Below are 25,508 nucleotides of genomic sequence, written 5' to 3'. Positions count from 1 at the left end.
CCGGGGAGGGCGGGGCCGCGCCGCCCCGCCCGTCAGAGCGTCTCGCCCAGCGAGTCCGCCAGCCGCCTGCGCGCCGTCCGCGTCGCCGGGACCACCGCGGCCGCCGCGGCCCCCAGGACGGCCGCCGCCGCGACCGCGGCCAGCACCGGAACCGGCGGCACCTGGGCGATGCCCGCGCCGATGCCGCTGCTGCGTGCCTGCGCGTCCACCAGCCACCGCCCGGCGAGCGCGCCCGCGGCCGTGCCCACCGCCGCGGAGGCCAGTGCCGTCCACGCCGCCGCGGTCACGATCACCCCGCCGATCTGCCGGGGTGTCAGCCCGATGGCCTTCAGCGCCAGCAGGTCCCGCCCCCGGTCGCGCACGCCCGTGCCGATCAGGGTGAGCAGTTCGATGAAGCCGATCAGGGCCAGTACCGCGATCAGCGCGGTGATCACGACCCGGGCCGGTTCCAGGCCCTGCGAGGGGTCCGGCGTCTCCCGGACCTCCAGCACGCCGCCCGACGCCGCGCCCAGGCGCTCCGCGACCTCCCGCCGGTCCGCGTCCGCGTGCAGCACCAGCGCATGGAACTCCGGGCGCAGGGAGCCGTCCCGTTCGCGCAGCGTGTCCACCGTCGTGGTCACCACCCGGCCCGCGGCGTCCGGCTCGATGCTGCGCCCGACGACGTGCAGCAGCTGGGGCCGCCCGTCGACCGTCATCCGCACCCAGTCGCCGACCCGGATGCCCAGCAGATCCAGCAGGCCCTGTCCGGCCACGGCCTCGTCGGGGCCCTCGGGCAGCCGTCCTTCGGCGACGGCCGAGGGGAACGGGGCGGCCGCGGTCCCCAGGCCGCGCAGGGCGATGGTCCCGGTCTGCCCGGGCACCAGGGCGGCCAGCTCCGCCCCCGGGTAGGCGGCGGCGATCTGGGGGACCGACGCGAGCAGCCGGTCCAGCTCGGCCCCCGAGGGCCCCCCGGGCTGCGCCGCCCGGACGGTCAGCGCCGCGGGCAGCCCGACGCGCTCCGGACGGTCCCGGAAGCCGTCCAGCGTGGACCACGCGACCAGCCCCACGGTGACCAGGGCCAGCGGCAGGGCCAGCCGGGCCACCGGCAGCAGGGTGCGGGCCCGGCGGGGGAAGGCGGCACGCCACCCGAGGACCAGCGCGGGCGGCACCCCGAGCCCGAGGGCACGCCGTCCGAGGGCGGTCATCGGGGCCGCGGTGGGCAGCGCCGCCCGGGCCACCGGCACCGGCGGCACCCGGCCCGCCCGCCAGGCGGCCAGCGCCGTCGCCGCGGCGATCAGCAGGACGGCGCCTGCGGGTACGCCCGCCATCACCGCGGCGTACCCGGGCAGTCCCTGCCAGGCCGAGACCGCCTCGCCGATCCGCCCCGGTATCCGCGACCCGGCGAGCGCGATCGCCGCGGTGCCGAGGGCGACGCCGAGCAGGGCGAAGGCCAGGTGCTGGACGAGGAAGGCCCGGACCACCTGCCCCGGCGTGAAGCCGACCGCCTTGACGATGGCGATGTCCCTGAGCTGGGCGCGTACCCGGGCGGCGACGGCCCCGGAGGCGGCCAGCGCCGCGGCCAGCAGTGCACCGACTCCGAACACCGCGAAGAGCTGCCCGAGCAGCCGGTCGTCGCCCCCCGCCTCCGCCCGGGCCTGCTGCCACTTGGCCACCTGGGAGACCCGGTCGGCTCCCAGCAGGGTGACCGCCCGCTGGACGGTGAAGTCGGTGTCCCCGGGGTCCGCGAGCCTCAGCCCGACGGCCTCGTCCCGTGCCCCGGGCGCGATCCGCTCCAGCAGCGCGGGCGGCACCCAGCCGATGCCCGGTTCGCCCCCGGGCCGGTAGCGCCGCTCCGCGGTGTCCGCGACGCCCGCGACGCGGAGCGCGAGAGCGGTCCCGCCGGGCCCGGTCACGGTCAGGGTGTCGCCGGGGGAGGCCCACAGCGCGCGGGCGAGAGCGGCCTCCAGGACGATCTCGTCCGCCGCGCCCCCCGCGCCGAGCCAGGAGCCCTCGAAGACCAGGGGGCGGGCGGTCGCCGGCGGGCCGGACCCGGCAGCCCGCAGTTCGAGGGCCGCCCGGGCGCCGCGCGCCTCGGCCGTCGCCCCGGCCGTCCGGTACGGGCCCGACACCGACTCCACCCCGTCCAGCCCCGACAGGGCCCCGACCTCGGCGCCACCGCGGGTGTGCAGCCAGACATGGGCCCCGCGCGACTCGTTGAACACCCGCTGCCAGGGGTTCGCCGCATAGCCGAGCAGCGCCCCGGCCAGCAGCAGCGAGGCGATGATCCCGGCGCTCGCGAGCACGGCGAAGAGCGCCTCGCCGCGGTGCGCGCGGACGTCGGCGCGCGCCCAGCGCAGTGTCGCCCGCACCCTCACTCCTTCAGTTCGAGCACACCGGACACCCCGCCGCGGCCCCCTCGGCGGGAGCCGCCGAGGGGGGCGTCGTCGGCGATCTGCCCGTCGAAGAAGCTGATCACGCGGTCCGCCGCACTGGCCGTGCGCGCGTCGTGGGTCACCATGAGGATCGTCTGGCCGCGCTCGTGGAACCGGCCGAGCAGGCGCAGCACCTCCCGGGTGCCCTTGCTGTCGAGGCTGCCGGCCGGCTCGTCGGCCAGCAGCAGCGCGGGATGGTTGACGAGGGCCCGGGCCAGGGCGACGCGCTGCTGCTCGCCGCCCGACAGCTCGCCCGGCATGGAGCGCTCGCGGCCCTCCAGGCCCAGCTCGGCCAGCAGCTCGGCCCGCGAGGCCCGGGCGTCGGCGGCGGGCACCCCGGCGAGGAGCGCCGGGAGTTCCACGTTGTCGGCGACCGTGAGGTTGGAGACCAGGTTGAAGAACTGGAAGACGATGCCGATGCGGCGGCGGCGCAGCAGGGCCCAGCGCGCCTCCCCGTAGGCGTCCACCCGCTCGCCGTCCAGCCACAGCCCGCCCGAGTCGGGCCGCTGGAGTCCGCCGACGAGGTGCAGCAGGGTGGATTTGCCGGCGCCGGAGGGCCCGGTCACGGCGACGAACTCCCCGGGCTGCACGCTCAGGTCGACCCCGCGCACCGCGTGCACCGGGGCGGTGCCCTCGCCGCGGTGCGTCTTGACGAGCTGCTCCGCCCGCACCAGCGGGCCGGGGGCCTGCCCGGCGGCCCCCTGCGCGCCGCCGGGGGCGGAGGGGGTGCGCAGGGCCGCGCGGGCGCGCGCCCACCGGCCGGTCCGGCCCTCGCCGGAGGGCGCCCTCTCGCTCATTCCAGCTCCTCCTGACAGCGTTCGAGCCAGTCCAGATCCGCCTGAAGGTGCAGCATGGCGCCCTCGATCAGGAGCTGGGAGACCTTGTTGTCCCGGTCCTCGGAGGCCGCGAGCCTGGACAGCTCCCGCATGGTGTTCAGGTACTGCCTCCGCTGCCGGTTGATCAGCGCGATCGGGTCGGCCAGCCCGGACTCCGGTGCGAGGGCGAGCTTCATGAAGAACTCGTCGCGGACCCGGGGTTCGTCGGCGGTCTCCTCGAACCAGGCCAGCACGGCCTCGCGCCCGGCGTCGGTGAGCCGGTAGGTGCGCTTGTTCGGGCGGCCCGACTGCTCGACGTCCACGCCGTCGATCAGGCCGCTCTTCTCCAGACGGCCGAGCGTCACATAGACCTGGCCGATGTTCGGCTGAGGGTACGCGGCGCCCAGCAGCTTCTCAAGGTCCTGCTTCAGCTCGTAGCCGTGCGCCGGCCCGCGGGTGAGGAGCGCCAGGAGCGGCAGCCGCACGCCCGCCCCCTCTCTCCCGCTCCGTCGCTTGCGTATCGGTCCGGCAACAGCTCGGTCCACGGGCCGCCGGCCCCCGGTACCGGGCGTCTAGTATCGCCCATGCCCGGCGGGCGTGGACGGGCCGCGACGGCCGGCGGTGCAGCCGGGTCGTGCACAGGGAGGAACCTATGCGGTGGATGCGTGCCGCGGGTAGGGGCCTCCTGGTCGCGGCCCTCGTGCTGGCGGCACACGCGGGTGCCCCCGGCCCCGGGCGGGAGCCGGCGCAGGCCGCGGGGCGCGGCCCGATGACGCTGGTGACGGCCGGAGACCTGACGGGCTACCTCCCCCCGCTGCTGCGGGAGTGGAACGAGGAGCACCCCGCCGAGAAGGTCACGCTGGTCGAGCTGCCCGAGTCCGCCGACGAGACCCGCGCCCAGATGATCAGCGAACTCCGCGCGGGCAGCGACCGTTTCGACGTGCTCAACATCGACGTCGCCTGGACCTCGGAGTTCGCCGCGGCCGGATGGATAGCACCGCTGGAACGCGGGCGCTTCCCGCTGGACTCCTTCCTGAGCCCCGTCGTGGACACCGCGACCTTCGACGGCCGGCTCTACGCCGTGCCCTATGTGACCAACGCCGGGCTGCTGTACTACCGCAGCGACGTGCTGCGGCGCGAGGGGCTCGAACCGCCCCGGACCTGGGCCGAGCTCGAACACCAGGCGCGCACCGTCGCACCCCGCCACGGGCTGGGCGGCTACGCCGGGCAGTTCCTGCCCTACGAGGGGCTCACCGTCAACGCCGTCGAGGCGGTGCACTCCGCGGGCGGCTCGATCCTGCGGGACGACGGGGAGCGGGTGAGCGTCGGCTCGCGCGAGGCCCGCCGGGCGCTGGACTTCCTGGCCGGGGGAGTGCGCGAGGGCTGGATACCGCGGGAGTCCCTCGGCTGGAAGGAGGAGGAGTCCCGCCGGGCCTTCCAGGAGGGGCGGCTGCTGTTCCTGCGCAACTGGCCCTATGTGTACCGCGAGGCGGCCGCGCCGGGCTCCGCGGTGGCGGGCCGCTTCGGCGCCGTCCCGCTGCCGGGTCCCGGCGGCCCGGGCACCAGCGTGCTCGGCGGGTCGAACCTGGCGGTGAGCTCCCACTCCCGGTACCCGGCCTCCGCCGCCGACCTGATCGCGCACCTCACCGGCGAGGAGGTCCAGCGCCGGGTCCTGACCGAGGGGGGTCTGCCGCCGGTGCGCGCGGCGCTCTACCGTGATCCCGCCCTCGTCCGCGACCACCCCTATCTGCCGACACTGCGCCAGAGCGTGCTCTCGGCCGTGCCGCGGCCCAAGAGCCCGCGGTACGACCAGGTGAGCCTGGCGGTCCAGGCCGTGGTGCAGGACGTCCTGGCCCTGCGGCAGACCTCCGGCGAGGCGGTGCCGAGACTGGTGCGCGAGCTTGCCGCGATCTCCAGGGGAAGCTGAGCCCATCACCGCTCCTCTCTCCCAGTCGCTACTTACATGTTAAGTAGCGACTTCTTTATTTCTCCCCTCCTGTGGGCATCCCATACCAGGGTAAATCGCCCAGTGTTCCCCCTGATTCTGCACACATCGTTGACACCTTCACGTCATGGCTACTTAACATGCATGCATAACGCCGCGCCTGATCGAGGCGCCCTCGCATCCAGCAGAAACAGGTCGACGCGAGATGCTCACCACCCTTGCGGCCGCAGGCCGCCCCTCCCCGACCGCGCCCGGCTCCGGCAGCTGGTGGCGCGACGCGGTCATCTACCAGGTCTACGTCCGCAGCTTCCTCGACAGCACCGGGGACGGCATCGGCGATCTGGCCGGCGTCCGCGCCGGACTGCCCTACCTCCGGAAGCTCGGCGTCGACGGCATCTGGCTCAGCCCGTTCTACCCCTCGCCCCAGCACGACCACGGCTACGACGTCGCCGACTACTGCGGCGTCGACCCCCTCTACGGCGACCTCGCCGAGTTCGACCGCCTGGTCGCCGACGCCCACCGCCTCGGCCTGAAGGTCCTGCTCGACATCGTCCCGAACCACTGCTCCAGCGAGCACCCCTGGTTCCGCGAGGCACTCGCCTCGCCCCCCGGCAGCCCCGCGCGCTCCCGTTTCCACTTCGCCCCCGGACGCGGCCCCGACGGCGCCGAGCCCCCCAACAACTGGCGGGCCATGTTCGGCGGCCCGGCCTGGAGCCGCACCACCGCGGCCGACGGCGGCGCCGGGGAGTGGTACCTGCACCTGTTCACCCCCGAGCAGCCCGACCTCAACTGGCGCGACCCGCGCGTCGGCGACGACTTCGAGGAGGTGCTGCGCTTCTGGCTCGACCGCGGTGCCGACGGCTTCCGCATCGACGTGGCCGCCGGACTGTTCAAGCACCCCGGGCTGCCGGACTCCGACGACCCCGGGGCCGACGAGCGCACCCGGGACTCCGTCAACCCCCTCGCCTGGAACCAGCCCGAGGTCCACGGGGTCTGGCGCCGCTGGCGCGCCGTGTGCGAGGAGTACACCGCCCGCGACGGACACGAGCGGCTGCTGGTCGGCGAGGTCTCCGTCCCCACCGCCCGCGAGCACGCCGACTACGTCCGCGCCGACGAGCTCCACCAGGCCTTCTTCTTCGACCTGCTCAGCGCCCCCTGGGACGCCGCCGCCTTCCGGGGCGTCATCGACGAGGCCGTCCGCGACATCGCCGGCACCGGCTCCACCGTCACCTGGGTCCTCAACAACCACGACCAGGTGCGCACCGTCACCCGCTACGCCGGGGAGCCCGGTGTCGAGGCGAGCGGCCTGGGCTCCGCACGGGCCCGCGCGGCGGCCCTGCTGATGCTGGCCCTGCCCGGCGCCGCCTACGTCTACCAGGGCGAGGAACTCGGCCTGCCGGAGGTGCTCGACCTGCCCGACGAGGTCCTCACCGACCCGATCTTCCGGCGCACCGGCAGCCGCAAGCACATCCGCGACGGATGCCGCGTCCCGCTGCCCTGGTCCGGCCACGCGTCCCCGTTCGGCTTCAGCCAGGGCGAGGCCGGAGCGAGGCCCTGGCTGCCGCAGCCCGAGTGGTTCGCCGCGCACGCCACCGACCGCGCCCTGGCCGACACCCGCTCCTTCTGGCACCTCTACCGCGAGGGACTCCAGTTGCGCCGCTGCCTGCCGCAGCTCGGCGAAGGCACGCTCCGCTGGCTGGACGCCCCGCCGGGGGTCCTCGCCATGACCCGGGGCGACGGCCTGGTCTGCGCCGTCAACTTCGGCACCGAGCCCGTACCCGCCCCCGCCGCCGGGACCCCCCTGCTGTCCAGCGGGCCCTGCCCCGACGGCACCCTGCCCGGCTCCACCGCCGCCTGGTGGGCCGCCGACCACTCCTGACGACCCGGTCCCGCCCGGACCCCGACCCCCGCCCGGACCCCGACCCGCCCCGAGAGCGACCACCCGACAGCACCCCGGAAGGACCCATCATGCGACGACCCTCCGCCACACCCCGCCGCGCCGCCGCGGCGTCCGCGGCAGCCCTCACCCTGGCCCTCACCGCCACCGCCTGCGGCGGCGAGGCGACTCCCGCCTCCGGCGGCGAACTCGGCGGCACGACCGTCACGGTCGCCGGCGTGTGGACCGGCAGCGAGCAGAAGAACTTCACCAAGGTGCTCGACGCCTTCAGCGAGAAGACCGGGGCCAAGACCGTCTTCGTGCCCTCCGGCGACAACGTCTCCACCTTCGTCGGCAGCAAGATCGAGGGCGGCAACGCCCCGGACGTGGTGATGGTCCCCCAGGTCGGCGTGCTGAAGCAGTTCGCCGAGCAGGGCTGGCTCCTGCCGCTGTCCGAGAAGACGGAGCAGGCCGCGGACTCCGGCTTCGCCCCGGTCTGGAAGGACTACGGCACCGTCGGGGGCACCTACTACGGCCTCTACTTCAAGGCCGCCCACAAGTCGACGGTCTGGTACGACCCCGAGGCCTTCACCCAGGCCGGCGTCTCCGAGCCCACCAGTTTCGAGGAGCTGCTCCGCACCGGGCGCACCCTCGCCGACTCCGGCCGCCCCGCCTTCGCGATAGCGGGCCAGGACGGCTGGACGCTCACCGACTGGTTCGAGAACATCTACCTCTCCCAGGCCGGCCCGGAGAAGTACGACCGGCTGGCCCGGCACGAGATCCCCTGGACCGACGAGAGCGTCGTGCGGGCCCTGACCACCCTGGGCGAGGTCTTCGGCGACGAGCAGCTGGTCGCGGGCGGCGCCCAGGGCGCCCTGCGCACCGACTTCCCGGGCTCCGTCGAGCAGGTCTTCGGCCCCCGTCCCGGCGCGGGCATGGTGTACGAGGGCGACTTCGTCGGAGGCGTCGCCCGCGACGAGTTCGGACGGTCGCCCGGCGAGGACGCCCTCTTCTTCCCCTTCCCCGCCGTCGACGGCGGCAAGGCCCCCGTGGTCAGCGGCGGGGACGCGGCCGTGGTGCTGAAGGAGGGCAAGAACGCCGACGCGGGGATGAAGCTCCTGGAGTTCCTCGCCACCCCCGAGGCCGCCGAGGTGTGGGCCGAGGCCGGCGGCTTCCTGTCGCCCCACAAGGAGGTCGGCCTCGGGGCCTACGCCGACGAGACGGCCCGCCAGACCGCCGAGTCCCTGGTCGCCGCGGGCGACACCGTCCGCTTCGACATGTCGGACCAGGCCCCGGCCGCCTTCGGCGGCACCAAGGGCGCGGGGGAGTGGAAGATCCTCCAGGACTTCCTGCGCGACCCCTCCGACCCGGCCGCCACGGCCGCCTCGCTGGAGGCGGCAGCCGCCAAGGCGTACAAGGACTGAGGCACCCGCGCCATGGCCCACACCCACACCCGCCCCGCCGCCACCGCGCGGCGGGGCGCCGCGGGGGCGAACCCCCGGCTCCGCGCCCGGCGCCGGCGCCGGCTGCTCGCCGTCGCCTTCGTCCTGCCCGCCCTGCTCCTGCTCGGGGCCCTCGTCGTCTACCCGGTCGTCTTCTCCGTCGGCCGCAGCCTCTTCGACGCCGACGGCGACCGCTTCGTCGGAGCCGCCAACTACGCCGAGATCTTCCGCGATCCCGCCACCCTCACCGCGCTGCGCAACAGCACCGTCTGGGTGGTGGTGGCCCCGCTGCTGCTCACCGGCATCGGACTGGTCCTCGCCGTCCTCACCGAGAAGGTCCGCTGGGCCACCGCGTTCAAGCTGGTCCTCTTCCTCCCGATGGCCGTCTCCTTCCTGGCCGCCGGGATCATCTTCCGCCTCGCCTACGAGCAGGACCCGGACCGCGGCGTGCTCAACGCCGTCGTCACCGGCGTCCACGGCGCCCTCGAGGAACCCGCCCCCTACCCCACGGCACGGGCCCGTACCGGCCAGGGAGTCAGCGGCCCGGTCGGCGGCCCGTACACCACCGACCGCGCCCACGGGGCGGGGGAGGGCGCCCTCCTCGGACTCGTGGGCGTGGCCCCCGGCGCCCTGCCCGCCGACGCCCGGGACGCCTCGGCGGCGCCCCCGCCCGGCCCCGGCGAGGTCGGGGGCACCGTGTGGCTGGACTTCGCCCCCGGCGGGGCAGGGGAGCAGGGCAGGATCGACCCGGGAGAGAAGGGGCTGCCCGGAGTGAGGGTCGAGGCCGTCGCCGGCGGCTCCGCGGTCGCCACCGCGGTGACCGGGCCCGACGGCTCCTTCCGCTTCCCGGACCTCACCGAGGGCTCCTACACCCTGCGGCTGCCCGCCGCGAACTTCGCCGCCCCCTACCAGGGCGTCGACTGGCTCGGCCCCGCACTGGTCACCCCGGCGATCATCGGCGCCTACCTGTGGGTGTGGACCGGCTTCGCCATGGTGCTGATCGGCGCCGGGCTCGCCGCGATCCCCCGGGACGCCCTGGAGGCGGCGCGGATGGACGGGGCGAGCGAGGGCCAGATCTTCCGCAAGATCACCGTGCCGCTGCTCGCCCCCGTGCTGACCGTGGTCTTCGTCACCCTGGTGATCAACGTGATGAAGGTCTTCGACCTCGTGTGGATCATCGCGCCCGGGCCCGTCCAGGAGGAGGCCGGAGTCCTCGCCACCCGGATGTGGCTGGTCTCCTTCGGCGGCGGCAACGACCAGGGGCTCGGCAGCGCGCTGAGCGTCCTGCTCCTGCTGCTGGTGATCCCCGCCATGGTCGTCAACGTCCGCCGATTCAGAAGGAGCCGAGGATGAGCGCCCCCACCACCGCCGCCCCCGGCGCGCCGACCGCCGGGCCCCGCCCCGCCGCCGCCCCGCGCCGCGGCCGCCCGCCGCGCACCCGCCGGGCGTCCCGCCTGCTCGGACGCACCGCGGTGCAGTGCGTGCTGGTCCTCACCGCCCTGGTGTGGATCACCCCGCTCGCCGGACTGTTCCTGTCCTCGCTGCGCCCGGAGGGCGACAACGCCTCCACCGGCTGGTGGACCGCCTTCAGCGACCCGTCGCGGCTGTCGCTGGAGAACTACACGGCCCTGTTCGCCGACGGGGGGCTGGTGGACGCCTTCTGGAACACGGTGCTGATCTCCGTCCCCACCACCGTGCTCGTCGTCGGCATCGCCGCGCTCGCCGGCTACGCCTTCGCCTGGCTGGACTTCCCCGGCCGGGACGCGATCTTCCTCGTGGTCGTCGGGCTGCTGGTGGTCCCCGTGCAGATCGGCCTGCTCCCCGTGGCGAAGCTCTTCGGCGCGGTCGGCCTGTTCGGCACGGTGACCGGGGTGGTGCTGTTCCACGTGGCCTACGGCCTGCCGTTCGCGGTGTTCCTGCTGCGGAACTACTTCGCGGAGATCCCCCGCGAGATGCTGGAGGCGGCGCGGATGGACGGCGGGGGCGAGTGGCGGATCTTCACCCGGCTGGTGCTCCCGCTCGGCCGTCCCGCCCTCGCCAGCCTGGCCATCTTCCAGTTCCTGTGGGTGTGGAACGACATGCTGGTCGCCCTGCTGTTCGCCGACAGCTCCGCCCAGCCGCTGACCGTCGCGCTGCAGTCCCAGATGCGCCAGTTCGGGAGCAACATCGGTGTGCTGGCCCCCGGTGCCTTCCTCTCGCTCGTGGTGCCGCTGGTGGTCTTCTTCGCCTTCCAGCGCCACTTCGTGCAGGGCGTCATGGCCGGGTCGGTGAAGTAGCCCGGGCGCCCCGGACGCGGCCCGCACCACGGGGGCGGGCCGCGTTCGAACACGGCACCGCCACGAGATATCTTGATGTCGAGCAATGTTGCAGACGTGGAGAGCGGAGCACCAGGTGACTGACTCGACCATCATCTATACGCACACCGACGAGGCGCCCGCCCTGGCGACGCACTCGTTCCTCCCTGTGATCCAGGCGTACGCGTCGACGGCCGGTGTCACCGTGGAGACCCGGGACATCTCGCTCGCGGGGCGGATCATCTCGCAGTTCCCGGAGTACCTCCAGGAGGACCAGCGCATCCCGGACGCCCTCGCCGAGCTCGGCGAGCTGGCCAGGACGCCGGCCGCGAACATCATCAAGCTGCCCAACATCTCGGCCTCCATCCCGCAGCTGAAGGCCGCGGTCGCCGAGCTCCAGGAGCAGGGCTACGCGCTGCCCGCCTACCCGGACGACCCGAAGACCGACGAGGAGCGCGAGATCCGCGCCCGCTACGACAAGGTCAAGGGCAGCGCCGTCAACCCGGTCCTGCGCGAGGGCAACTCCGACCGCCGCGCCCCCGCCTCGGTCAAGAACTACGCCAAGGCGCACCCCCACCGCATGGGCGCCTGGAGCGCGGACTCCCGGACCAACGTCGCCACCATGGGCGCCGACGACTTCCGCGCCACCGAGAAGTCCGCGGTCATCGCCGAGGACGGCTCCCTGCGCATCGAGCTCAAGGGCGACGACGGCTCCACCACCGTGCTCCGCGAGTCGGTACCGGTGCTCGCGGGCGAGGTCGTGGACGCCTCCGTCATGCGCGTCGCCGCCCTGCGCGAGTTCCTCACCGCCCAGGTCGCCCGCGCCAAGGCCGAGGGCGTGCTGTTCTCCGTGCACCTCAAGGCCACCATGATGAAGGTCTCCGACCCGATCGTCTTCGGCCATGTCGTGCGCGCCTTCTTCCCCGAGACCTTCGCCCGCCACGGCGAGGCCCTGGCCAAGGCCGGGCTCACCCCCAACGACGGCCTCGGCGGCATCTACAAGGGCCTGGAGTCCCTGCCCGAGGGCGCCGAGATCAGGGCCTCCTTCGACGCGGAGCTCGCCGGCGGCCCGGCGCTCGCCATGGTCGACTCCGACCGGGGCATCACCAACCTGCACGTGCCCAGCGACGTCATCGTCGACGCCTCCATGCCCGCGATGATCCGCACCTCGGGCCACATGTGGGGCCCCGACGGCCAGGAGGCCGACACCCTCGCCGTCCTGCCGGACAGCAGCTACGCGGGCGTCTACCAGGCCGTCATCGAGGACTGCCGGGCCCACGGCGCCTACGACCCCGCCACCATGGGCACCGTCCCCAACGTGGGTCTGATGGCGCAGAAGGCCGAGGAGTACGGCAGCCACGACAAGACCTTCGAGATCCCGGTCACCGGCACCGTCCGCCTCGTCGACCAGGCCGGCAACGCCGTCCTGGAGCAGACCGTCTCCGCCGGCGACATCTTCCGCGCCTGCCAGACCAAGGACGCGCCCATCCGCGACTGGGTCAAGCTGGCCGTGACCCGCGCCCGCGCCTCCGGCGACCCGGCCGTGTTCTGGCTGGACGCCGAGCGCGCGCACGACGCCCGGCTCATCGCCAAGGTCGAGCAGTACCTCCCGGAGCACGACACCGAGGGCCTGGACATCCGCATCCTCGCCCCGGTCGAGGCCGCCAGGCTGTCCGTGGAGCGCATCCGCCGCGGCGAGAACACCATCTCCGTCACCGGCAACGTGCTGCGCGACTACCTGACCGACCTCTTCCCCATCCTGGAGCTGGGCACCAGCGCCAAGATGCTGTCGGTCGTCCCGCTGATGAACGGCGGCGGCCTGTTCGAGACCGGCGCCGGCGGCTCCGCCCCGAAGCACGTCCAGCAGCTCGTCAAGGAGAACTACCTCCGCTGGGACAGCCTCGGCGAGTTCCTCGCCCTGGCCGTCAGCTTCGAGCACCTCGCCACCACCACGGGCAACGCCCGTGCGCAGGTCCTCGCCGACACCCTGGACCGCGCCACGGGCACCTTCCTCAACGAGGACAAGTCCCCGAGCCGCCGCCTGGGCGGGATCGACAACCGCGGCAGCCACTACTACCTGGCCCTGTACTGGGCGCAGGAGCTGGCCGCGCAGACCGACGACGTGCAGCTGGCCCAGTCCTTCGACGCGCTCGCCAAGACGCTGGCCGAGCAGGAGGAGGCCATCGTCGGCGAGCTGGTCGCCGTCCAGGGCTCCCCGGCCGACATCGGCGGCTACTACCAGCCGGACGCCGCCAAGGCCGCCGCCGTGATGCGTCCGTCCGCGACGCTGAACCAGGCCATCGCCTCGCTGGCCTGAGGCACCGCCGCCCCCGGCCGGCCCGCCCGGCCGGGGGCGGACGGCGCGCCCGGGGCGTCCGGGTGCCGCGCCCGGGCCGGTGCGCCCGTCGCCCCCGGCACGCGGACGGGCCCCGCGCGGGAGGGCCGCCGCCCGTCCGGACGGCTCCCTCCCGCGCGGGGCCCGCGCGGTGGGTGCTCAGTAGCGGTCGACGAGGGGAGCACCCTCGTACTTCGACCCGGAGAGCCCGAGGGTCGCGTCGTACGCCTTCTCCTGGTCCCCGTTCGCGTCGTGCTCCTCCAGCGCGTCGTTGACCGCATCGCGCAGGGCCTCGTCCCCGCGGTCCATGCCGATGCCGTAGGGCTCCTCGGTGAAGGGGTTGCCCACCACCTTGAGCCGGTCCGGCGTCTGGGCCGCGTAGCCCTTGAGGATGGCGTCGTCGGTGGTCACCGCGTCCACCTCGCCGTCCAGCAGCTTCTGCACGCACTGCGAGTACTTCTCGGTCTCCACCGTCGTGGTGCGGTACTCCTCGCGCTGGATCTCCCGCAGCGCGGTCGCGCCCTTCACCGAGCAGACGGTCTTGCCCCGGAGGGAGTAGGGGCCGCCGATCGTGCGGTCGTCCTTGCGCACCAGCAGGTCCGCTCCGGCCATGTAGTACGGGCCGGAGAAGCCGACCTTCTTCTTCCGCTCGTCGTTGATCGTGTACGTGCCGACGTACAGGTCCACCTCGCCGGCGGCGATGGCCGCCTCGCGGCTGCTGGTGTCGATGGTCTTGAACTCGATCATCCGGGCGGGGAACCCGAGGTCCGCCGCGACCATCTTGGCGATCTCGATGTCGAAGCCGGACCGGTTCCCGGTGTCGTCCTGGAAGCCCAGGTACGGCTGGTCGTTCTTGACGCCGACCACCAGCTTCCCGGCCTTCTGCGCCCTGGTCAGCGTGGGGGAGTCGATCGACACCCCGGTGGCCACCTTGTAGGAGGGCAGCCGGGGGCGGTCCACGGAGGGAGCGCTGCTGGCCGAGGGGCCGCTGCTCTCGGACGCGGTGTCCGAGCTGCACGAGGTGGCGGTGAGGGTGACCGCAAGCGCGGCGACCGTCGCGTACGCGGCCGACTTGCAGGGCTTCATGGTGCGACTTCCTTCGTTCCGAACGTGCGGGTGAGCAGCGGGGACTTGTGGTCCCCCGAGAGCTGCTGCGAGTCCGGGCGCACGGCTCCCCCTGCTGCGCCGCCCCCGATTCCGAGCACCTTAGGGACCGCCGTGTCGCATCGTCACCAGATCTGAGCTGAAATTGAGCATCACGTTCCGGATACGTCCGGGACACGCTGCGGCACCGCCCCCCACCTGCGGGGACCGGGCTGTTCGCGGGTCCCGTGGTGTGGCGTGTTGCGGCGGCGGCAGCCGAGCCCCTAAATGAGGCAAATCCCGAAATCAACCCCGTGATCGGATGGTTCATGGTGTTCACCCACATGCTCGACCGCGGTGTCCTGGTCGTCACCCTCCACGGCGATGTCGTGATCGGCGACCGGGCCGCGGTGTCGCAGGGCTTCGCGGACCTCGTGCGCATGTACCTGCCGCGCGCGGTGGTGATCGAGCTGCGGACCCCGGTCGTCAGCGCGGCGGCGCTCAGCGCGGTACTGCGGGCGCACCGGCTGTGCGAGCAGGGGCGGGTGCCCCTGTCCCTGGTCGCGGCCGAGCGCGCCACCCGGCGCCTGCTGGAGGCCGGCACGGACGGCACCGGACTGCGCGTCCTCGCATGCCGGGAGGAGGCGGTCGCCGGGGTGGCCGGGGTGGCGGCACCGGTGTGACGGGCCGGCCCCCGCTGCCCCGCCCCCTCCGGTCGGCCGCCGGGCGTCCGGGCCGGGTCAGTCCCGGTGGCCCGGGAGGAGCTGCTCGGTCCAGACCGTCTTGCCGCCGCGGGAGTGGCGCGTCCCCCAGCGCTCCGCCAACTGCGCCACCAGCAGCAGCCCGCGCCCGCCCTCGTCGGTGGTGCGGGCGCGCCGCAGATGGGGCGAGGTGCTGCTCGGGTCGCCGACCTCGCAGATCAGCCGGTGGTGGTGGATCAGCCGCAGGGTCACCGGCCCTCCCGCGTACCGGTAGGCGTTGGTGACCAGCTCGCTCACGATCAGCTCCGTGGTGAAGGCGAGCTCCTCCAGGCCCCACGCGGCGAGCCGCTCGGCGGTCAGCTGCCGGGCCCGTGAGGGGGCCGTGGCCTCGGCCGCCAGCTCCCAGGTGGCCACCAGCTCCGGGGCGAGCGTCCTGGTCCGGGCCAGCAGCAGTGCCACGTCGTCGGAGGGACGGGCCGGCAGCAGCGCGTCGAGGACCTCCTGGGCGGTCTGCTCCAGACTCCGCCCCGGCCGTGCGACGGTGCGGCACAGCCGGGCGATGCCGTCGTCCACGTCGTGGTGGTCGCCGTCCACCAGCCCGTTGGTGTACAGCGCGAGGAGGCTGCCCTCCGGCAGGGCCGTCTCCGCGGCCTCGAAGGGCAGCCCGCCGAGACCGAGCGGCGGGCCCGCGGGCAGCTCGGGCAGTTCCACCGCTCCACCGGGGGCGACCACCACCGGCGGGGGATGCCCCGCCCTCGCCGCGCACAGCTGCCGGGTCACCGGGTCGTAGACCGCGTACAGGCAGGTGGCGCCCACCACCTCCTCACCGGGCCCCTCCCCGTCGGCCTCCTGCTCGCCCGCGAGCCGCGTCACGAGGTCGTCCAGGTGGGACAGCACCTCGTCCGGCTCCAGATCCAGGTCGGCCAGTGTGTGCACCGCGGTGCGCAGCCGCCCCATGGTGGCCGCGGCGTCGATGCCGTGGCCGACCACGTCCCCGACGACGAGGGCGACCCTCGCCCCCGAGAGCGGGATCACGTCGAACCAGTCGCCGCCGACCCCGGCCGCCCCTCCGGCGGGCACATAGCGGTGGGCCACGGCCACCGCGGGGTGCGCGGGGAACTCCCGGGGCAGCAGCCGCCGCTGGAGCGCCCGGGCGGTGCGGCGCTGCTGGGTGAAGCGGCGCGCGTTGTCGATCGACACGGCCGCCCGGGCCGCGAGCTCCCCCGCGAGCGTCAGGTCGTCCTCCTCGAAGGGCTCCGGCAGCCGGGACCGCCACAGGCTCATGCAGCCGAGCACCAGGCCCCGCGCGGTGAGCGGGACCACCACCAGCGAGTGCGCGCCCCGGGGCAGCCCCCGGTCCGCCCCCGGCGGGCCGCTTGCGCCGACCACCGGCTCCAGCACCGCGCGGCCCGTCGCCAGGCAGCGCCCCTGCGGCGAGTCGGGAGGAAAGGTGTTCAGGGCGCCGATCCGCAGGGCCGACCGGTCCGGCGCCGGCCGCACGCCGTGCAGCGCCGTTCTGCGCACCGGCCCGCCGCCCCCGTCGGCGACCGGCTCCTCCCCCCGGCTCACCTGCTCCAGCAGGTCCACCGACGCGTGGTCCGCGACACCCGGCACGGCGGCGGAGGCCAGCTCGTCCGCGGTCGTCGCCACATCGAGCGTCGTGCCGATGCCCGTCCCGGCCGCGCTCAGCAGCGCCAGCCTGCGCCGGGCCCGGTGGCGGTCGGTGACGTCCTCCACCAGCTGCGTCACTCCGAGCACCCGGCCGTCCGCGTCCTCCATCCGGAAGGCCGACACGGCGACCAGACGCTCCCTGGACGGCTCGGTCAGCAGGCGGCAGGGCTGCTCGGTGAAGATCAGCGGCTCCCCGGTCTCCAGCACCTGCCGCAGCCTCGCCTCGATGGTCTCCGCGTCACCGGCGACCAGGAAGTCCCCGATCCGGGCGCCCCGGGCGTCCTCGGCGCGGATCCCCCCGATGCCGGCGAGGGCGCGGTTGATCCGCAGGATGCTCAGGTCCGGGGCGTGCACCGCAAGACCGATGGGGGAGCGGCTGAACAGGCCGTCGACCACCGAGCGGTCGATCTCCCACTGCCCGGCCTCGGCGGCCGGGGCGCCCGCGACCAGCCACTCGGTCAGCCCGCCGGACCGCTCCAGCGGCCGGACCCGCAGAGCGAACCGCCTCCTGCGCCCGTCCCCCACCCGCAGCGGCAGGACCCCGGACCAGCCGCCCTGCTTCCGGCACGCGGCGGCCGCCTCGTCCACCGCGGTCCGGTCCTCGGGTGCGACCAGCAGTCCGGCTGCCACGCGGCCCAGCACCTCGCGGGCCGAACGTCCCAGCACGGCCTCCGCCCGCTCGCTCCAGCCGGTGATCCGGCCGTGCGGGTCGAGTACCGCGGAGACGGCCCGGCGCGGTGAGAACGGGTCCTCCGGGTTCTCGTTCATGAAGGTCGCCGATCCGGTCATCGCTTCCATCCTGGTCGCTCCGCCCCCGCCCCGCACGCGGGCCGCCCCGAGGAGTCCGGACGCGCCCGATGACTTCCCGCCCCCGCCGCGGTCCTCCTACCGTGGGGCTTCGGGGCCGCACCCGCCGCCCGCGGGCCTGCTGGGGCGTCGCCGGCAGGCGTCCGGGCGCCCGCGGACGTCCGGACGACAGACGAGGCAAGGAGCGCACCATGCCCGCCATCACACCCAACCTCTGGTTCGACACCCGGGGGAAGGAAGCCGCCGAGTTCTACGTCTCGGTCTTCCCGAACTCGAGGATCACGCACGTCTCCCACTACGGCGAGGCCGGCCCGCGGGCGGCGGGGACGGTGCTCACCGTGGACTTCGAACTCGACGGCAAGCCGTTCACCGCCATCAACGGCGGCCCGGAGTTCACCTTCGACGAGGCCGTGTCCTTCCTCGTGGACTGGGCCGACCAGGCCGAGGTGGACTACTACTGGTCCAGGCTTTCGGAGGGCGGCGGCAGGGAGGGGCCCTGCGGCTGGGTGAAGGACCGGTACGGGCTCTCCTGGCAGATCGTCCCGGCCGCCCTCGGGGAACTCCTCGCCGACCCCGACCCGGCCCGGGCGCAGCGCGCGATGGCCGCGATGCTGGGGATGTCCAAACTGGACGTGGCGGCCCTGCGGGCGGCGGCCGACGCGGCCTGACCCGCCGTGCCCGGCGCCCCCGCGTGCCCCGGACCGCGCGGGGGCGCCCGCCCCCGGGTGTCGCCGGGGGCGCGGTGCGCCATGCTGGACGGGGTAGCCGGGGCGGCAGCACCCGAGGAGGAGCGGTGGATCTGCACGGTGTCCTCGACGAGCTGTACGAGCTCGCACCGCAGGACTTCACCGAGGCCCGCAACGCGGCGGCGACCGCCGCCCGGGAGGCCGGGCACCGGGACGCCGCCGACCGGATCAGGACGCTGCGCCGGCCCACGCTCTCCGCCTGGGCGGGCAACCTCCTGGTCCGGTACGACGCCGAGGCCGTGCAGGCCGTGCTCCACCTGGGGGAGGCGCTGCGCGAGGCCCACCGCACCCTTGACGCGGTCCGGCTGAGGGAGCTGGGCAGCCGCCGGCACCAGGTGGTGGCCGCCCTCGCGCGCCGCGCGGCGGACCTGGCGGCGGAGCGGGGCCACCCCCTCGGCGACGCGGCCCTGCACGAGATCGAGGCGACCGTCCACGTCGTGCTCGCCGACCCCGAGGCCGCCCGGGAGTGGGCCGACGGGCACCTGGCACGCCCCCTCACGGAGCCCGTCGGGTTCACCGCCGCCACCGTGGACCTCGCCGCGGCGCCGGCCCGGCGGCCGCCCTCCGGGCGGGGGGCCGAGGCGGCCGGTTCCCGGGCCCGGCGCCCGGGCCCGGCCGAGCCCCGGGAGAGTGCCGCGGAGCGCGCGGCGGGGGAGGCCGCCCTCCGGGCGGCGGAGGCGGCCCTGCGCACCGCCCGGCGCAGCGCCCGCGAGCAGCAGGCCGCCGCCCTCGCGGCGGAGCGGGCCCAGGAGGCCGTCCGGGACGCCGAGGCCCGCGCGGACTCCCTGGCCGATCAGCTGGCGCGTGCCCGGGAGACCCTGAGAGCCAGGCGGACGACGGCGGAGGAGGCCCGCGACCGTGCCCGCGCCGCCGCCACGGACGCGGCGGAGGCACGCGCGCGGGCGGACGAGGCGGCCCTGCGCGCGGAGCGCCTAGCCCCCGCGCCGCGCCCCCGGTGACCGTCACCCCGGCCCCGCGAGACCGGCCCGGGCACCGCTCCGCGGAGCCGCCCGCTCACCGGTGCCGCCGCCGGCCGGTGGGGCGCCACCCCGGTGTTCGCGGTGCCCCCGGCCCCCGCACGGACGGCGGTGCCGCGCGCCCCTCGGCGCGCGGCACCGCGGCGACCGGGACGGTCACCCGCCGGAACGGGACCGCCGGGCGCCCGGCCCCTCGGGGACGGCGTCGTCGGCCCCGGGCTCGGGGTCCCCCGCCTGCTCCGGGCGCGTGTGCTGCTGCCGGGCGCGCAGGTATCCCTCCACCTCGTGCTTCATCGCGTCGTCCTTGTGCGGGCTCACCCGGTTGCTGCCGTGTTCCATGGAGCACCTCCTCGGTACATTCGTGCCTTTCCGGACCCGTACCCCGCAGCGCCGCCGCAACACAAGGGCCTTCCGGGGCGTCCGCCGCCCCCTGGTGCACCGCGGGGGCGGAACGGCCCGGTGCCCGGGCGGCCGCCGCCCGCCCGGGCACCGGAGCTCAGGCGCCGGCGGTCCCGCCGGACCGCCCGCGCGAGCGCACCATGGCCGTGCAGGCGAGACCGACCGTCGCCGCCGCACCGAGCACGGCGGCCGCCTCGGCCCAGGTGACCGCGGAGCCGAGACCGCTGTCGAGCAGGCCGACCGCGCCCGCCCCGGCGAGCGCGTGGAGGGCGACGACGCCCACGGCCAGTCCGGCGGAGGCCGCCCACACCACGAACGTGTCGCGCACCGCCAGCCACACGGCGCACACCGTGCACAGGGCCAGGACGGCGAGGGACAGGATCTCGGCGTAGCCGCCGGAGCGGAGCGCCGCGAGGTCCGTCGGCAGGTGGATGGCCCCGCAGACGAACAGGGTCAGCGCCGCCGGCCAGCGCAGCGCGGAGCGCAGCGCGGGGGAGACCGTCTGGCCGCGGGGCCCCGAGGCGAGCGCGGTGTCCAGCACGGAGCGCGACCAGGTGGCCGCCGCCTTCTGCCGGGCCCGCTCCGCGCGCGAGGGCCGCGCGCGCCGTCCGCCCGCCGCGCCGCCCGCCGCCCCGTCCGGCCGGTCGCCTCCGTCGGTGCCGTCGGTGCCGTCGGTGCCGAGGATGCTCACCAGACGGACGACGTCGTCCACGGGACGTCCGACGGCGGCGGCGCGCAGCGCCGTGTCGGCCTGGCGGAGGTCGTGTCCGGACTCCTTCAGCAGGGCGACCAGCTGCCGCACCTCGTCCACGGGACGGGAGACGGCGGCGGCCCTCAGGGCGACGTCCGCCGGGCTGGAGACCTCCCCCGTCCGCTGGAGGCGGGCGACCAGGGCCGCGACCTCGTCGAGCGGGCGCTCCGTGGCGGCCGTCCACAGCACGGTGCGGATCGGCTCGTCCTCGGGACCCTCCTCCGGGGGCGCGACGTCCTGCGCGGCACCCTCCGCGCCTTCCGGGGGTTCCGCGGCCCGTCCGCCGGCGGTGTCGCCGCCGCCCGCGGGGTCGGGGAACGGGTCCGGCGCCGCTGCGGAGTCCGAGCCGTCCGCCTCGCAGGGCGCGACGGCGAGGGCGCCGGAGCGGTGCCGCGTCTCCCCGTCGGGGTCGGCGGCCCCGGTGCGGCCGTCGGGAAGGGAGGCGGAGGGCGCGGCGGAGCGGACGGTCGCCGCGGCGTCCGCCGCGGTCGCCGTGGGGCCGGTCGGGGGTATGTGGTCGTCGGCGGTGTCTGTACTGAAGGGGTCGCGGGTCATGTCGCGGGCTCCGTTCGCGGACGCCGCGAGGCGTCCACCGTGTTTCGGCTGTGCGCGCCTTCGCGTGCGCACTTGACTCCTACTAGTGCGTACGCGATCGCGTTGCGCCATCCGGGAACCCGGCCGCTGCGCCGACCGGGTTACCGCGCGGGCGGCGGCCCGGAGCCCTCCGCCGCCGCCCCGGCGGGAGGCTCGAACGGCCGCGCGCGGCCGGGGGTGCGATGCTCGGTGCGTGGCCGTTCCCATCCGCTCGCTGCAGGAGGGCTGACCCCATGCCGGACGACAGCGACCGGGCCAACCCCCTGCGGGACGCGCTCGACCGGAGACTGCCGCGGATCGCGGGGCCGTCGGGCCTGGTCATCTTCGGCGTCACGGGCGACCTGTCCCGTAAGAAGCTGATGCCCGCGGTCTACGACCTCGCCAACCGGGGTCTGCTGCCGCCGGGCTTCTCCCTGGTCGGTTTCGCCCGCCGCGAGTGGCAGGACGAGGACTTCGCCCGGGAGGTCCACGACGCGGTCGAGGAGCACGCGCGCACCCCCTTCCGCGAGGAGGTCTGGCACCAGCTCATCCAGGGGATGCGCTTCGTGCAGGGCACCTTCGACGACGACGCCGCCTTCGAGCGACTGCGCACGACCGTGGCGCAGTTGGACGCCGCGCAGGGCACCGGCGGCAACTTCGCCTTCTACCTGTCGGTGCCGCCGAAGTTCTTCCCCGAGGTCGTCCGGCAGCTCAGGAAGCACGGGCTGGCCGACCCGCCCGCGGGTTCCTGGCGCCGTGCGGTCATCGAGAAGCCCTTCGGGCACGACCTGGGGTCCGCGCAGCAGCTGGGCCGGGTGGTGCACGAGGTCTTCCTCTCGGACGAGGTCTTCCGGATCGACCACTACCTCGGCAAGGAGACCGTCCAGAACATCCTGGCGCTGCGCTTCGCCAACACCCTCTTCGAGCCGGTCTGGAACCGGTCCTACGTCGACCATGTGCAGATCACGATGGCCGAGGACATCGGCATCGGCGGCCGGGCGGGCTACTACGACGGCATCGGCGCGGCCCGGGACGTCATCCAGAACCACCTGCTCCAGCTCCTCGCCCTCACCGCGATGGAGGAGCCCGCCTCCTTCGACGCCGACGCACTGGCCGCGGAGAAGACCAAGGTCCTCGGTGCCGTGAAGCTCCCCCGGGACCTGGCGGCGAGCACCGTGCGGGCCCAGTACACCGCCGGGTGGCAGGGCGGGGAGAAGGCCGTCGGCTACCTCCAGGAGGAGGGCATCGCAGCCGGGTCGACGACCGGCACCTATGCCGCGGTCAAACTGGGGATCGACAACCGCCGGTGGGCCGGGGTCCCGTTCTACCTGCGCACCGGCAAGCGCCTCGGGCGCCGGGTGACGGAGATCGCGGTGGTCTTCCAGCGCGCCCCGCACTCGCCGTTCGACTCCACCGCGACCGAGGAACTGGGCCGGAACGCCCTGGTCATCCGCGTCCAGCCGGACGAGGGCGTCACCCTGCGCTTCGGCTCCAAGGTGCCGGGCACCTCCATGGAGGTACGGGACGTGTCGATGGACTTCGCCTACGGCGAGTCCTTCACCGAGTCCAGCCCGGAGGCCTACGAACGCCTCATCCTGGACGTCCTGCTCGGCGACTCCAACCTCTTCCCGCGCACCGAGGAGGTCGAGCAGTCCTGGAAGATCCTCGACCCCGTCGAGGAGTTCTGGGCCCGGCACGGGCGCCCCGCGCAGTACGCTGCCGGTACCTGGGGGCCGGTGGAGGCCGACGAGATGCTCGCACGCGACGGACGGAGCTGGCGCAGGCCATGAAGATCGACCTCACGGACACCACGGCCGGAAAGATCAACAAGGCGCTGGTACGGGGGCGCCGGGCGATCGGCACCCCGGCCGTCGGCATGGTCCTCACCCTCGTCATCGTCACCGACGAGGAGAACGCCTACGACGCCATCAGGGCCGCGGGCGACGCCTCCCGCGAGCACCCCTCGCGCACCCTGGTGGTCATCAAGCGCGTCTCCCGCTCGCCCCGCGACCGGCACGACGCCCGGCTCGACGCGGAGGTCCGCCTCGGCGGCGACGCGGGCGCGGGGGAGACCGTCCTGCTGCGGCTGCACGGCGAACTCGTCGACCGGGCGGACTCCGTGGTCCTGCCCCTGCTGCTGCCGGACGCCCCCGTGGTGGTCTGGTGGCCGGTCGACGCCCCCGCGGTCCCGGCGAAGGACGCCCTCGGCGCCCTGGCCCAGCGGCGCATCACCGACGCCTACGCGGTGGAGGACCCGCTGCGTGAACTCGCGGCCCGCGCCGAAGGGTACGAGCCGGGGGACACCGACCTCGCCTGGACCCGCCTCACGCCCTGGCGCTCGATGCTGGCCGCGGCGCTCGACCAGGCCCGCGTCCAGGTGCTGTCGGCCGTCGTGGAGAGCGAGGCCGAGAACCCCAGCGCCGAACTCCTCGCCCGCTGGTTCGCCGCCCGTCTGCGGGTGCCCGTCGAGCAGGTCGTCACGGCCGGGCCCGTGGTGACCGCGGTGCGGCTGCGGACCGCCGAAGGGGAGATCCACATCGACCGCCCCGAGGGCCCGGTGGCCCGGCTGGCCATCCCCGGTCAGCCCGACCGGGTGCTGGCGCTGAAGGTGCGCACCACCGCCGAACTGATCGCGGAGGAGCTGCGCCGGCTCGATCCGGACGAGGCCTACCGGGCCGCGCTGCACGCCGAGGTGGTGGCGCCGCCCGCGGCGCCGGAGGGCGCGGCCTGACCCGGTCGGCCCGGGGGCGGCGGGGCTCCGCCGTCAGGAGGCCCGCTGCGCGGGCGCCCGCCGGCGCGGCACGCTCGGCCCCGCCTCCGCGAGGAGGGCCTCGGTGACCAGGCGGACGCTGCGCGCCAGGCGCCCGAGCTGCTCCAGCTCGGCGGCGTACATGCGGATGGTGTTCTCGATGACCGCCTCGGCGACGCCCAGCGGGGGAAGTTCCGCCCGGCAGGTCTGCAGGGCCACCCGCACGGCCCGGATCTCGTGCTCCAGCTGGATGCGGGCGTGGCGGGCGAGGATCAGATGGTGGCGGGTCAGCGGGGAGTAGGCGGCGTACCTCGCCGGCAGCAGGTCCCGCAGCCACCGGGCGGCCGTGCGCTCCCAGTCGTGCGTGCCGGGCGACTTCACCTGGCAGGGCCAGTCGGGGCCGACGGCAGAGTGGATCGGGTGCATCGTCGTCGCTTCCGGTGGTGCGGGGTACTCCGGTGAGGAGGCTTGCGGCGGCCCCGGCCCAGGGGTTGACCGGGACCGCCAAGGGACAATCCGTGGTACGACGGAGTTGCCCGGGTGGAACACCGGAGGCGGACGCGAGGAGGGAGCGCCGACCCCGTGTGTTCTGGGGAGCGCGGCCCCTCCGCGCTGAGGGGCGGGAGGACCGGCTGCCAGGAGTAGTAAATATATATACCGTCGAGTAAGCAAGCGCATGAAAAATTTCATGCAGGTCGAACGGTGGAAATGCCCCGGTAACCGGCGGGAAACACGGGAAGATCACTGCCGCCCGGAGCCCTGGGCCGCCGGTCCTCGCGGGTGTCACCGTGGGCCCCGCGGACCCCGGGCGCGGGGCCCGGCGGCCCCGGCTGCCCGCGCCTCGGTTCACCGCGTCCGCAGACCCGGGCCGTCCGTCCCGGCCGCCCTCCCGGAGCGGCCGGGACCCGGGCCGGGCCCCGCCGCAGCGGGCGCGCAGCGGTCCGCGCGGCAGGACACGGGGGCGGGAATCAGTCCGCGATGAAGAAGTCGTGCTGGTCGGCGACCTGCTCGTACCCTTCCAGACGCGACTGCGTCCGCTCCGGGTCCGCGTCCGCCATCGCCTGCAGCACGGCCGCCGACAGCACCCCGGGGGCCGAGTACGAGTCGAACACCAGCCGTGAGCCGGTCCCCGCCGACAGCGCCACGTCCGCCTCCTCGACCAGCGGCCCCAGCGTCAGGTCGGTGATCAGCGCGACCCGCAGACCGGTGCTGCGGGCCGCCCGCAGGGCCGCCAGCGTCTCGTTGGCGTGCCGCGGCATCGCGTAGGCCAGCACCCAGCTGCCTCCCGCCTCCCGCGACTGCAGGAGCGCGTCGTAGGCGACGGACCCGCCGCGGGTCACCAGCCGCACGTCGGGGTGGATACGGCGGGCGGCGTAGGCGAAGTACTCGGCGAGCGACACCGAGATCCGCAGCCCCACCACCGTCAGCGGGACCGAGCGGGCGAGCTCCCGGCCCACGTCGAGGACCTTGTCGGTGTCGGCGAACACGCGGCGCAGGCTCTCCAGGTTCTCGATCTCCGCGTCGACGGCCGCCTGGAGCTCGTTGCGGCGGATCTGCTCCCGGGTCTCCTGGGCTCCGGCGACCGCGCTGAGCGCGATCGGCTGCAGCGCCTCCCTCAGGGCCGGGAAGCCGCTGTAGCCGAGCGAGGTGGCGAACCGCGTCACCGACGGCTGGCTGACACCCACCCGCTCCGCCAGGTCCGTGATCGACAGGAACGCCGCCTCGGTCAGGTGGTCGATGATGTACGTGGCGATCCTGCGCTGCCCCGGGGACAGGCGGCGACTGCCGAAGAGCGCCCTCACCCGGTCGGCCGGAGCCGGGTCGCCGAAGGGCTCCTGGCGGCCGCGCGTGATCGCGGCGGCCTGAGCGCGTGCCTGCTGCCCTGATGCCACCTGATGTCTCCTCGTCGTGCGGACCGTGCTCAAATCTAGCT

At 74.9% G+C, this 25,508-nt stretch carries 20 protein-coding genes; 11 read left to right on the top strand and 9 right to left on the bottom strand.

The annotated features are described in order from the left end of the window. Window positions 1-32: 32 nt before the first annotated feature. From ACGF15_RS08290 to ACGF15_RS08280, 3 genes are read right to left on the bottom strand one after another with little or no spacing between them, the layout of a single operon-like run. On the bottom strand, window positions 33-2,348 hold the full coding sequence (locus ACGF15_RS08290; protein WP_392797275.1) for an FtsX-like permease family protein: 2,316 nt from the start codon (window positions 2,346-2,348) through the stop codon (window positions 33-35). A 2-nt stretch (window positions 2,349-2,350) separates the two neighbouring features. After that, entirely contained in the window at window positions 2,351-3,208 is an 858-nt protein-coding gene (locus tag ACGF15_RS08285; protein WP_362614214.1) for an ABC transporter ATP-binding protein, read from the bottom strand. Next, window positions 3,205-3,711, bottom strand: a complete 507-nt coding sequence (locus ACGF15_RS08280; RefSeq protein ID WP_345615825.1) for a PadR family transcriptional regulator — start codon at window positions 3,709-3,711, stop codon at window positions 3,205-3,207. Before ACGF15_RS08280 ends, ACGF15_RS08285 begins: the two co-directional genes overlap by 4 nt. Before the next feature lie 167 nt (window positions 3,712-3,878). Here ACGF15_RS08280 and ACGF15_RS08275 point away from each other — a divergent pair, with 167 nt between their 5' ends. From ACGF15_RS08275 to ACGF15_RS08250, 6 genes are all read left to right on the top strand, one after another. Next, complete coding sequence (locus ACGF15_RS08275; protein WP_345615824.1) at window positions 3,879-5,153, top strand: ABC transporter substrate-binding protein; 1,275 nt, start codon at window positions 3,879-3,881, stop codon at window positions 5,151-5,153. Window positions 5,154-5,376: 223 nt separating this feature from the next. Next, entirely contained in the window at window positions 5,377-7,050 is a 1,674-nt protein-coding gene (locus ACGF15_RS08270; RefSeq protein ID WP_345615823.1) for a glycoside hydrolase family 13 protein, read from the top strand. Between the two features lie 89 nt (window positions 7,051-7,139). Next, complete coding sequence (locus ACGF15_RS08265) at window positions 7,140-8,471, top strand: ABC transporter substrate-binding protein (RefSeq protein ID WP_345615822.1); 1,332 nt, start codon at window positions 7,140-7,142, stop codon at window positions 8,469-8,471. A gap of 12 nt (window positions 8,472-8,483) precedes the next feature. Continuing rightward, complete coding sequence (locus ACGF15_RS08260) at window positions 8,484-9,842, top strand: ABC transporter permease subunit (RefSeq protein WP_392797271.1); 1,359 nt, start codon at window positions 8,484-8,486, stop codon at window positions 9,840-9,842. Beyond that, window positions 9,839-10,765, top strand: coding sequence for a carbohydrate ABC transporter permease (locus ACGF15_RS08255; RefSeq protein ID WP_362614201.1), 927 nt, complete (start codon window positions 9,839-9,841; stop codon window positions 10,763-10,765). The genes ACGF15_RS08260 and ACGF15_RS08255 overlap by 4 nt, the downstream gene beginning before the upstream one ends. A gap of 115 nt (window positions 10,766-10,880) precedes the next feature. Continuing rightward, the gene (locus ACGF15_RS08250; protein ID WP_392797269.1) at window positions 10,881-13,100 is read left to right on the top strand and encodes an NADP-dependent isocitrate dehydrogenase; all 2,220 of its coding nucleotides are present in this window, start codon (window positions 10,881-10,883) and stop codon (window positions 13,098-13,100) included. A 177-nt stretch (window positions 13,101-13,277) separates the two neighbouring features. Here the strand turns inward: ACGF15_RS08250 and ACGF15_RS08245 are convergent, their stop codons facing one another. Next, window positions 13,278-14,204 carry a glutamate ABC transporter substrate-binding protein gene (locus tag ACGF15_RS08245; RefSeq protein WP_345615818.1) on the bottom strand — a complete coding sequence of 309 codons (927 nt, stop codon included), beginning with the start codon at window positions 14,202-14,204 and terminating at the stop codon, window positions 13,278-13,280. A gap of 311 nt (window positions 14,205-14,515) precedes the next feature. Between ACGF15_RS08245 and ACGF15_RS08240 the strand changes: the two genes are divergently transcribed. After that, window positions 14,516-14,884, top strand: a complete 369-nt coding sequence (locus tag ACGF15_RS08240) for a hypothetical protein (protein ID WP_345615817.1) — start codon at window positions 14,516-14,518, stop codon at window positions 14,882-14,884. A 57-nt stretch (window positions 14,885-14,941) separates the two neighbouring features. Here ACGF15_RS08240 and ACGF15_RS08235 read toward each other — a convergent pair whose 3' ends face one another. After that, on the bottom strand, window positions 14,942-17,362 hold the full coding sequence (locus ACGF15_RS08235; RefSeq protein ID WP_392797266.1) for a SpoIIE family protein phosphatase: 2,421 nt from the start codon (window positions 17,360-17,362) through the stop codon (window positions 14,942-14,944). 209 nt (window positions 17,363-17,571) lie between these two features. On the opposite strand from ACGF15_RS08235, the gene ACGF15_RS08230 reads away from it, so the two are divergent. Then, window positions 17,572-18,048, top strand: a complete 477-nt coding sequence (locus ACGF15_RS08230; RefSeq protein ID WP_392797264.1) for a VOC family protein — start codon at window positions 17,572-17,574, stop codon at window positions 18,046-18,048. A gap of 125 nt (window positions 18,049-18,173) precedes the next feature. Then, on the top strand, window positions 18,174-19,085 hold the full coding sequence (locus ACGF15_RS08225; RefSeq protein WP_392797262.1) for a hypothetical protein: 912 nt from the start codon (window positions 18,174-18,176) through the stop codon (window positions 19,083-19,085). 174 nt (window positions 19,086-19,259) lie between these two features. Here ACGF15_RS08225 and ACGF15_RS08220 read toward each other — a convergent pair whose 3' ends face one another. Continuing rightward, window positions 19,260-19,442, bottom strand: a complete 183-nt coding sequence (locus tag ACGF15_RS08220; protein WP_345615813.1) for a hypothetical protein — start codon at window positions 19,440-19,442, stop codon at window positions 19,260-19,262. Window positions 19,443-19,599: 157 nt separating this feature from the next. Then, a complete protein-coding gene (locus tag ACGF15_RS08215; RefSeq protein WP_392797260.1) occupies window positions 19,600-20,808 on the bottom strand; it encodes a hypothetical protein in 1,209 nt (402 codons plus the stop codon). A 272-nt stretch (window positions 20,809-21,080) separates the two neighbouring features. On the opposite strand from ACGF15_RS08215, the gene zwf reads away from it, so the two are divergent. Together zwf and opcA are read left to right on the top strand one after the other, a co-directional pair. Then, window positions 21,081-22,616, top strand: a complete 1,536-nt coding sequence (gene zwf / locus ACGF15_RS08210; RefSeq protein ID WP_392797258.1) for a glucose-6-phosphate dehydrogenase — start codon at window positions 21,081-21,083, stop codon at window positions 22,614-22,616. After that, entirely contained in the window at window positions 22,613-23,557 is a 945-nt protein-coding gene (opcA, locus tag ACGF15_RS08205; protein WP_362611253.1) for a glucose-6-phosphate dehydrogenase assembly protein OpcA, read from the top strand. The genes zwf and opcA overlap by 4 nt, the downstream gene beginning before the upstream one ends. A gap of 33 nt (window positions 23,558-23,590) precedes the next feature. Here opcA and ACGF15_RS08200 read toward each other — a convergent pair whose 3' ends face one another. Together ACGF15_RS08200 and ACGF15_RS08195 are read right to left on the bottom strand one after the other, a co-directional pair. Then, complete coding sequence (locus ACGF15_RS08200) at window positions 23,591-24,001, bottom strand: hypothetical protein (RefSeq protein ID WP_345615642.1); 411 nt, start codon at window positions 23,999-24,001, stop codon at window positions 23,591-23,593. Window positions 24,002-24,543: 542 nt separating this feature from the next. After that, window positions 24,544-25,467, bottom strand: coding sequence for a MurR/RpiR family transcriptional regulator (locus ACGF15_RS08195; protein WP_256523696.1), 924 nt, complete (start codon window positions 25,465-25,467; stop codon window positions 24,544-24,546). Window positions 25,468-25,508: the final 41 nt, after the last annotated feature.

The sequence above is a fragment of the Streptomyces sp. NPDC048001 genome (assembly GCF_043203115.1).
Classification (GTDB): domain Bacteria; phylum Actinomycetota; class Actinomycetes; order Streptomycetales; family Streptomycetaceae; genus Streptomyces; species Streptomyces sanyensis.
This window is presented reverse-complemented; position numbering and strand designations above follow the sequence as displayed.

Coding starts and splice junctions, on each gene's coding strand:
- ACGF15_RS08215 (WP_392797260.1), bottom strand. CDS start 20,808: ATGACCCGCGACCCCTTCAGTACAGACACCGCCGACGACCACATACCC.
- opcA (WP_362611253.1), top strand. CDS start 22,613: ATGAAGATCGACCTCACGGACACCACGGCCGGAAAGATCAACAAGGCG.
- ACGF15_RS08220 (WP_345615813.1), bottom strand. CDS start 19,442: ATGGAACACGGCAGCAACCGGGTGAGCCCGCACAAGGACGACGCGATG.
- ACGF15_RS08230 (WP_392797264.1), top strand. CDS start 17,572: ATGCCCGCCATCACACCCAACCTCTGGTTCGACACCCGGGGGAAGGAA.
- ACGF15_RS08275 (WP_345615824.1), top strand. CDS start 3,879: ATGCGGTGGATGCGTGCCGCGGGTAGGGGCCTCCTGGTCGCGGCCCTC.
- ACGF15_RS08270 (WP_345615823.1), top strand. CDS start 5,377: ATGCTCACCACCCTTGCGGCCGCAGGCCGCCCCTCCCCGACCGCGCCC.
- ACGF15_RS08285 (WP_362614214.1), bottom strand. CDS start 3,208: ATGAGCGAGAGGGCGCCCTCCGGCGAGGGCCGGACCGGCCGGTGGGCG.
- ACGF15_RS08255 (WP_362614201.1), top strand. CDS start 9,839: ATGAGCGCCCCCACCACCGCCGCCCCCGGCGCGCCGACCGCCGGGCCC.
- ACGF15_RS08235 (WP_392797266.1), bottom strand. CDS start 17,362: ATGACCGGATCGGCGACCTTCATGAACGAGAACCCGGAGGACCCGTTC.
- zwf (WP_392797258.1), top strand. CDS start 21,081: ATGCCGGACGACAGCGACCGGGCCAACCCCCTGCGGGACGCGCTCGAC.
- ACGF15_RS08245 (WP_345615818.1), bottom strand. CDS start 14,204: ATGAAGCCCTGCAAGTCGGCCGCGTACGCGACGGTCGCCGCGCTTGCG.
- ACGF15_RS08200 (WP_345615642.1), bottom strand. CDS start 24,001: ATGCACCCGATCCACTCTGCCGTCGGCCCCGACTGGCCCTGCCAGGTG.
- ACGF15_RS08260 (WP_392797271.1), top strand. CDS start 8,484: ATGGCCCACACCCACACCCGCCCCGCCGCCACCGCGCGGCGGGGCGCC.
- ACGF15_RS08265 (WP_345615822.1), top strand. CDS start 7,140: ATGCGACGACCCTCCGCCACACCCCGCCGCGCCGCCGCGGCGTCCGCG.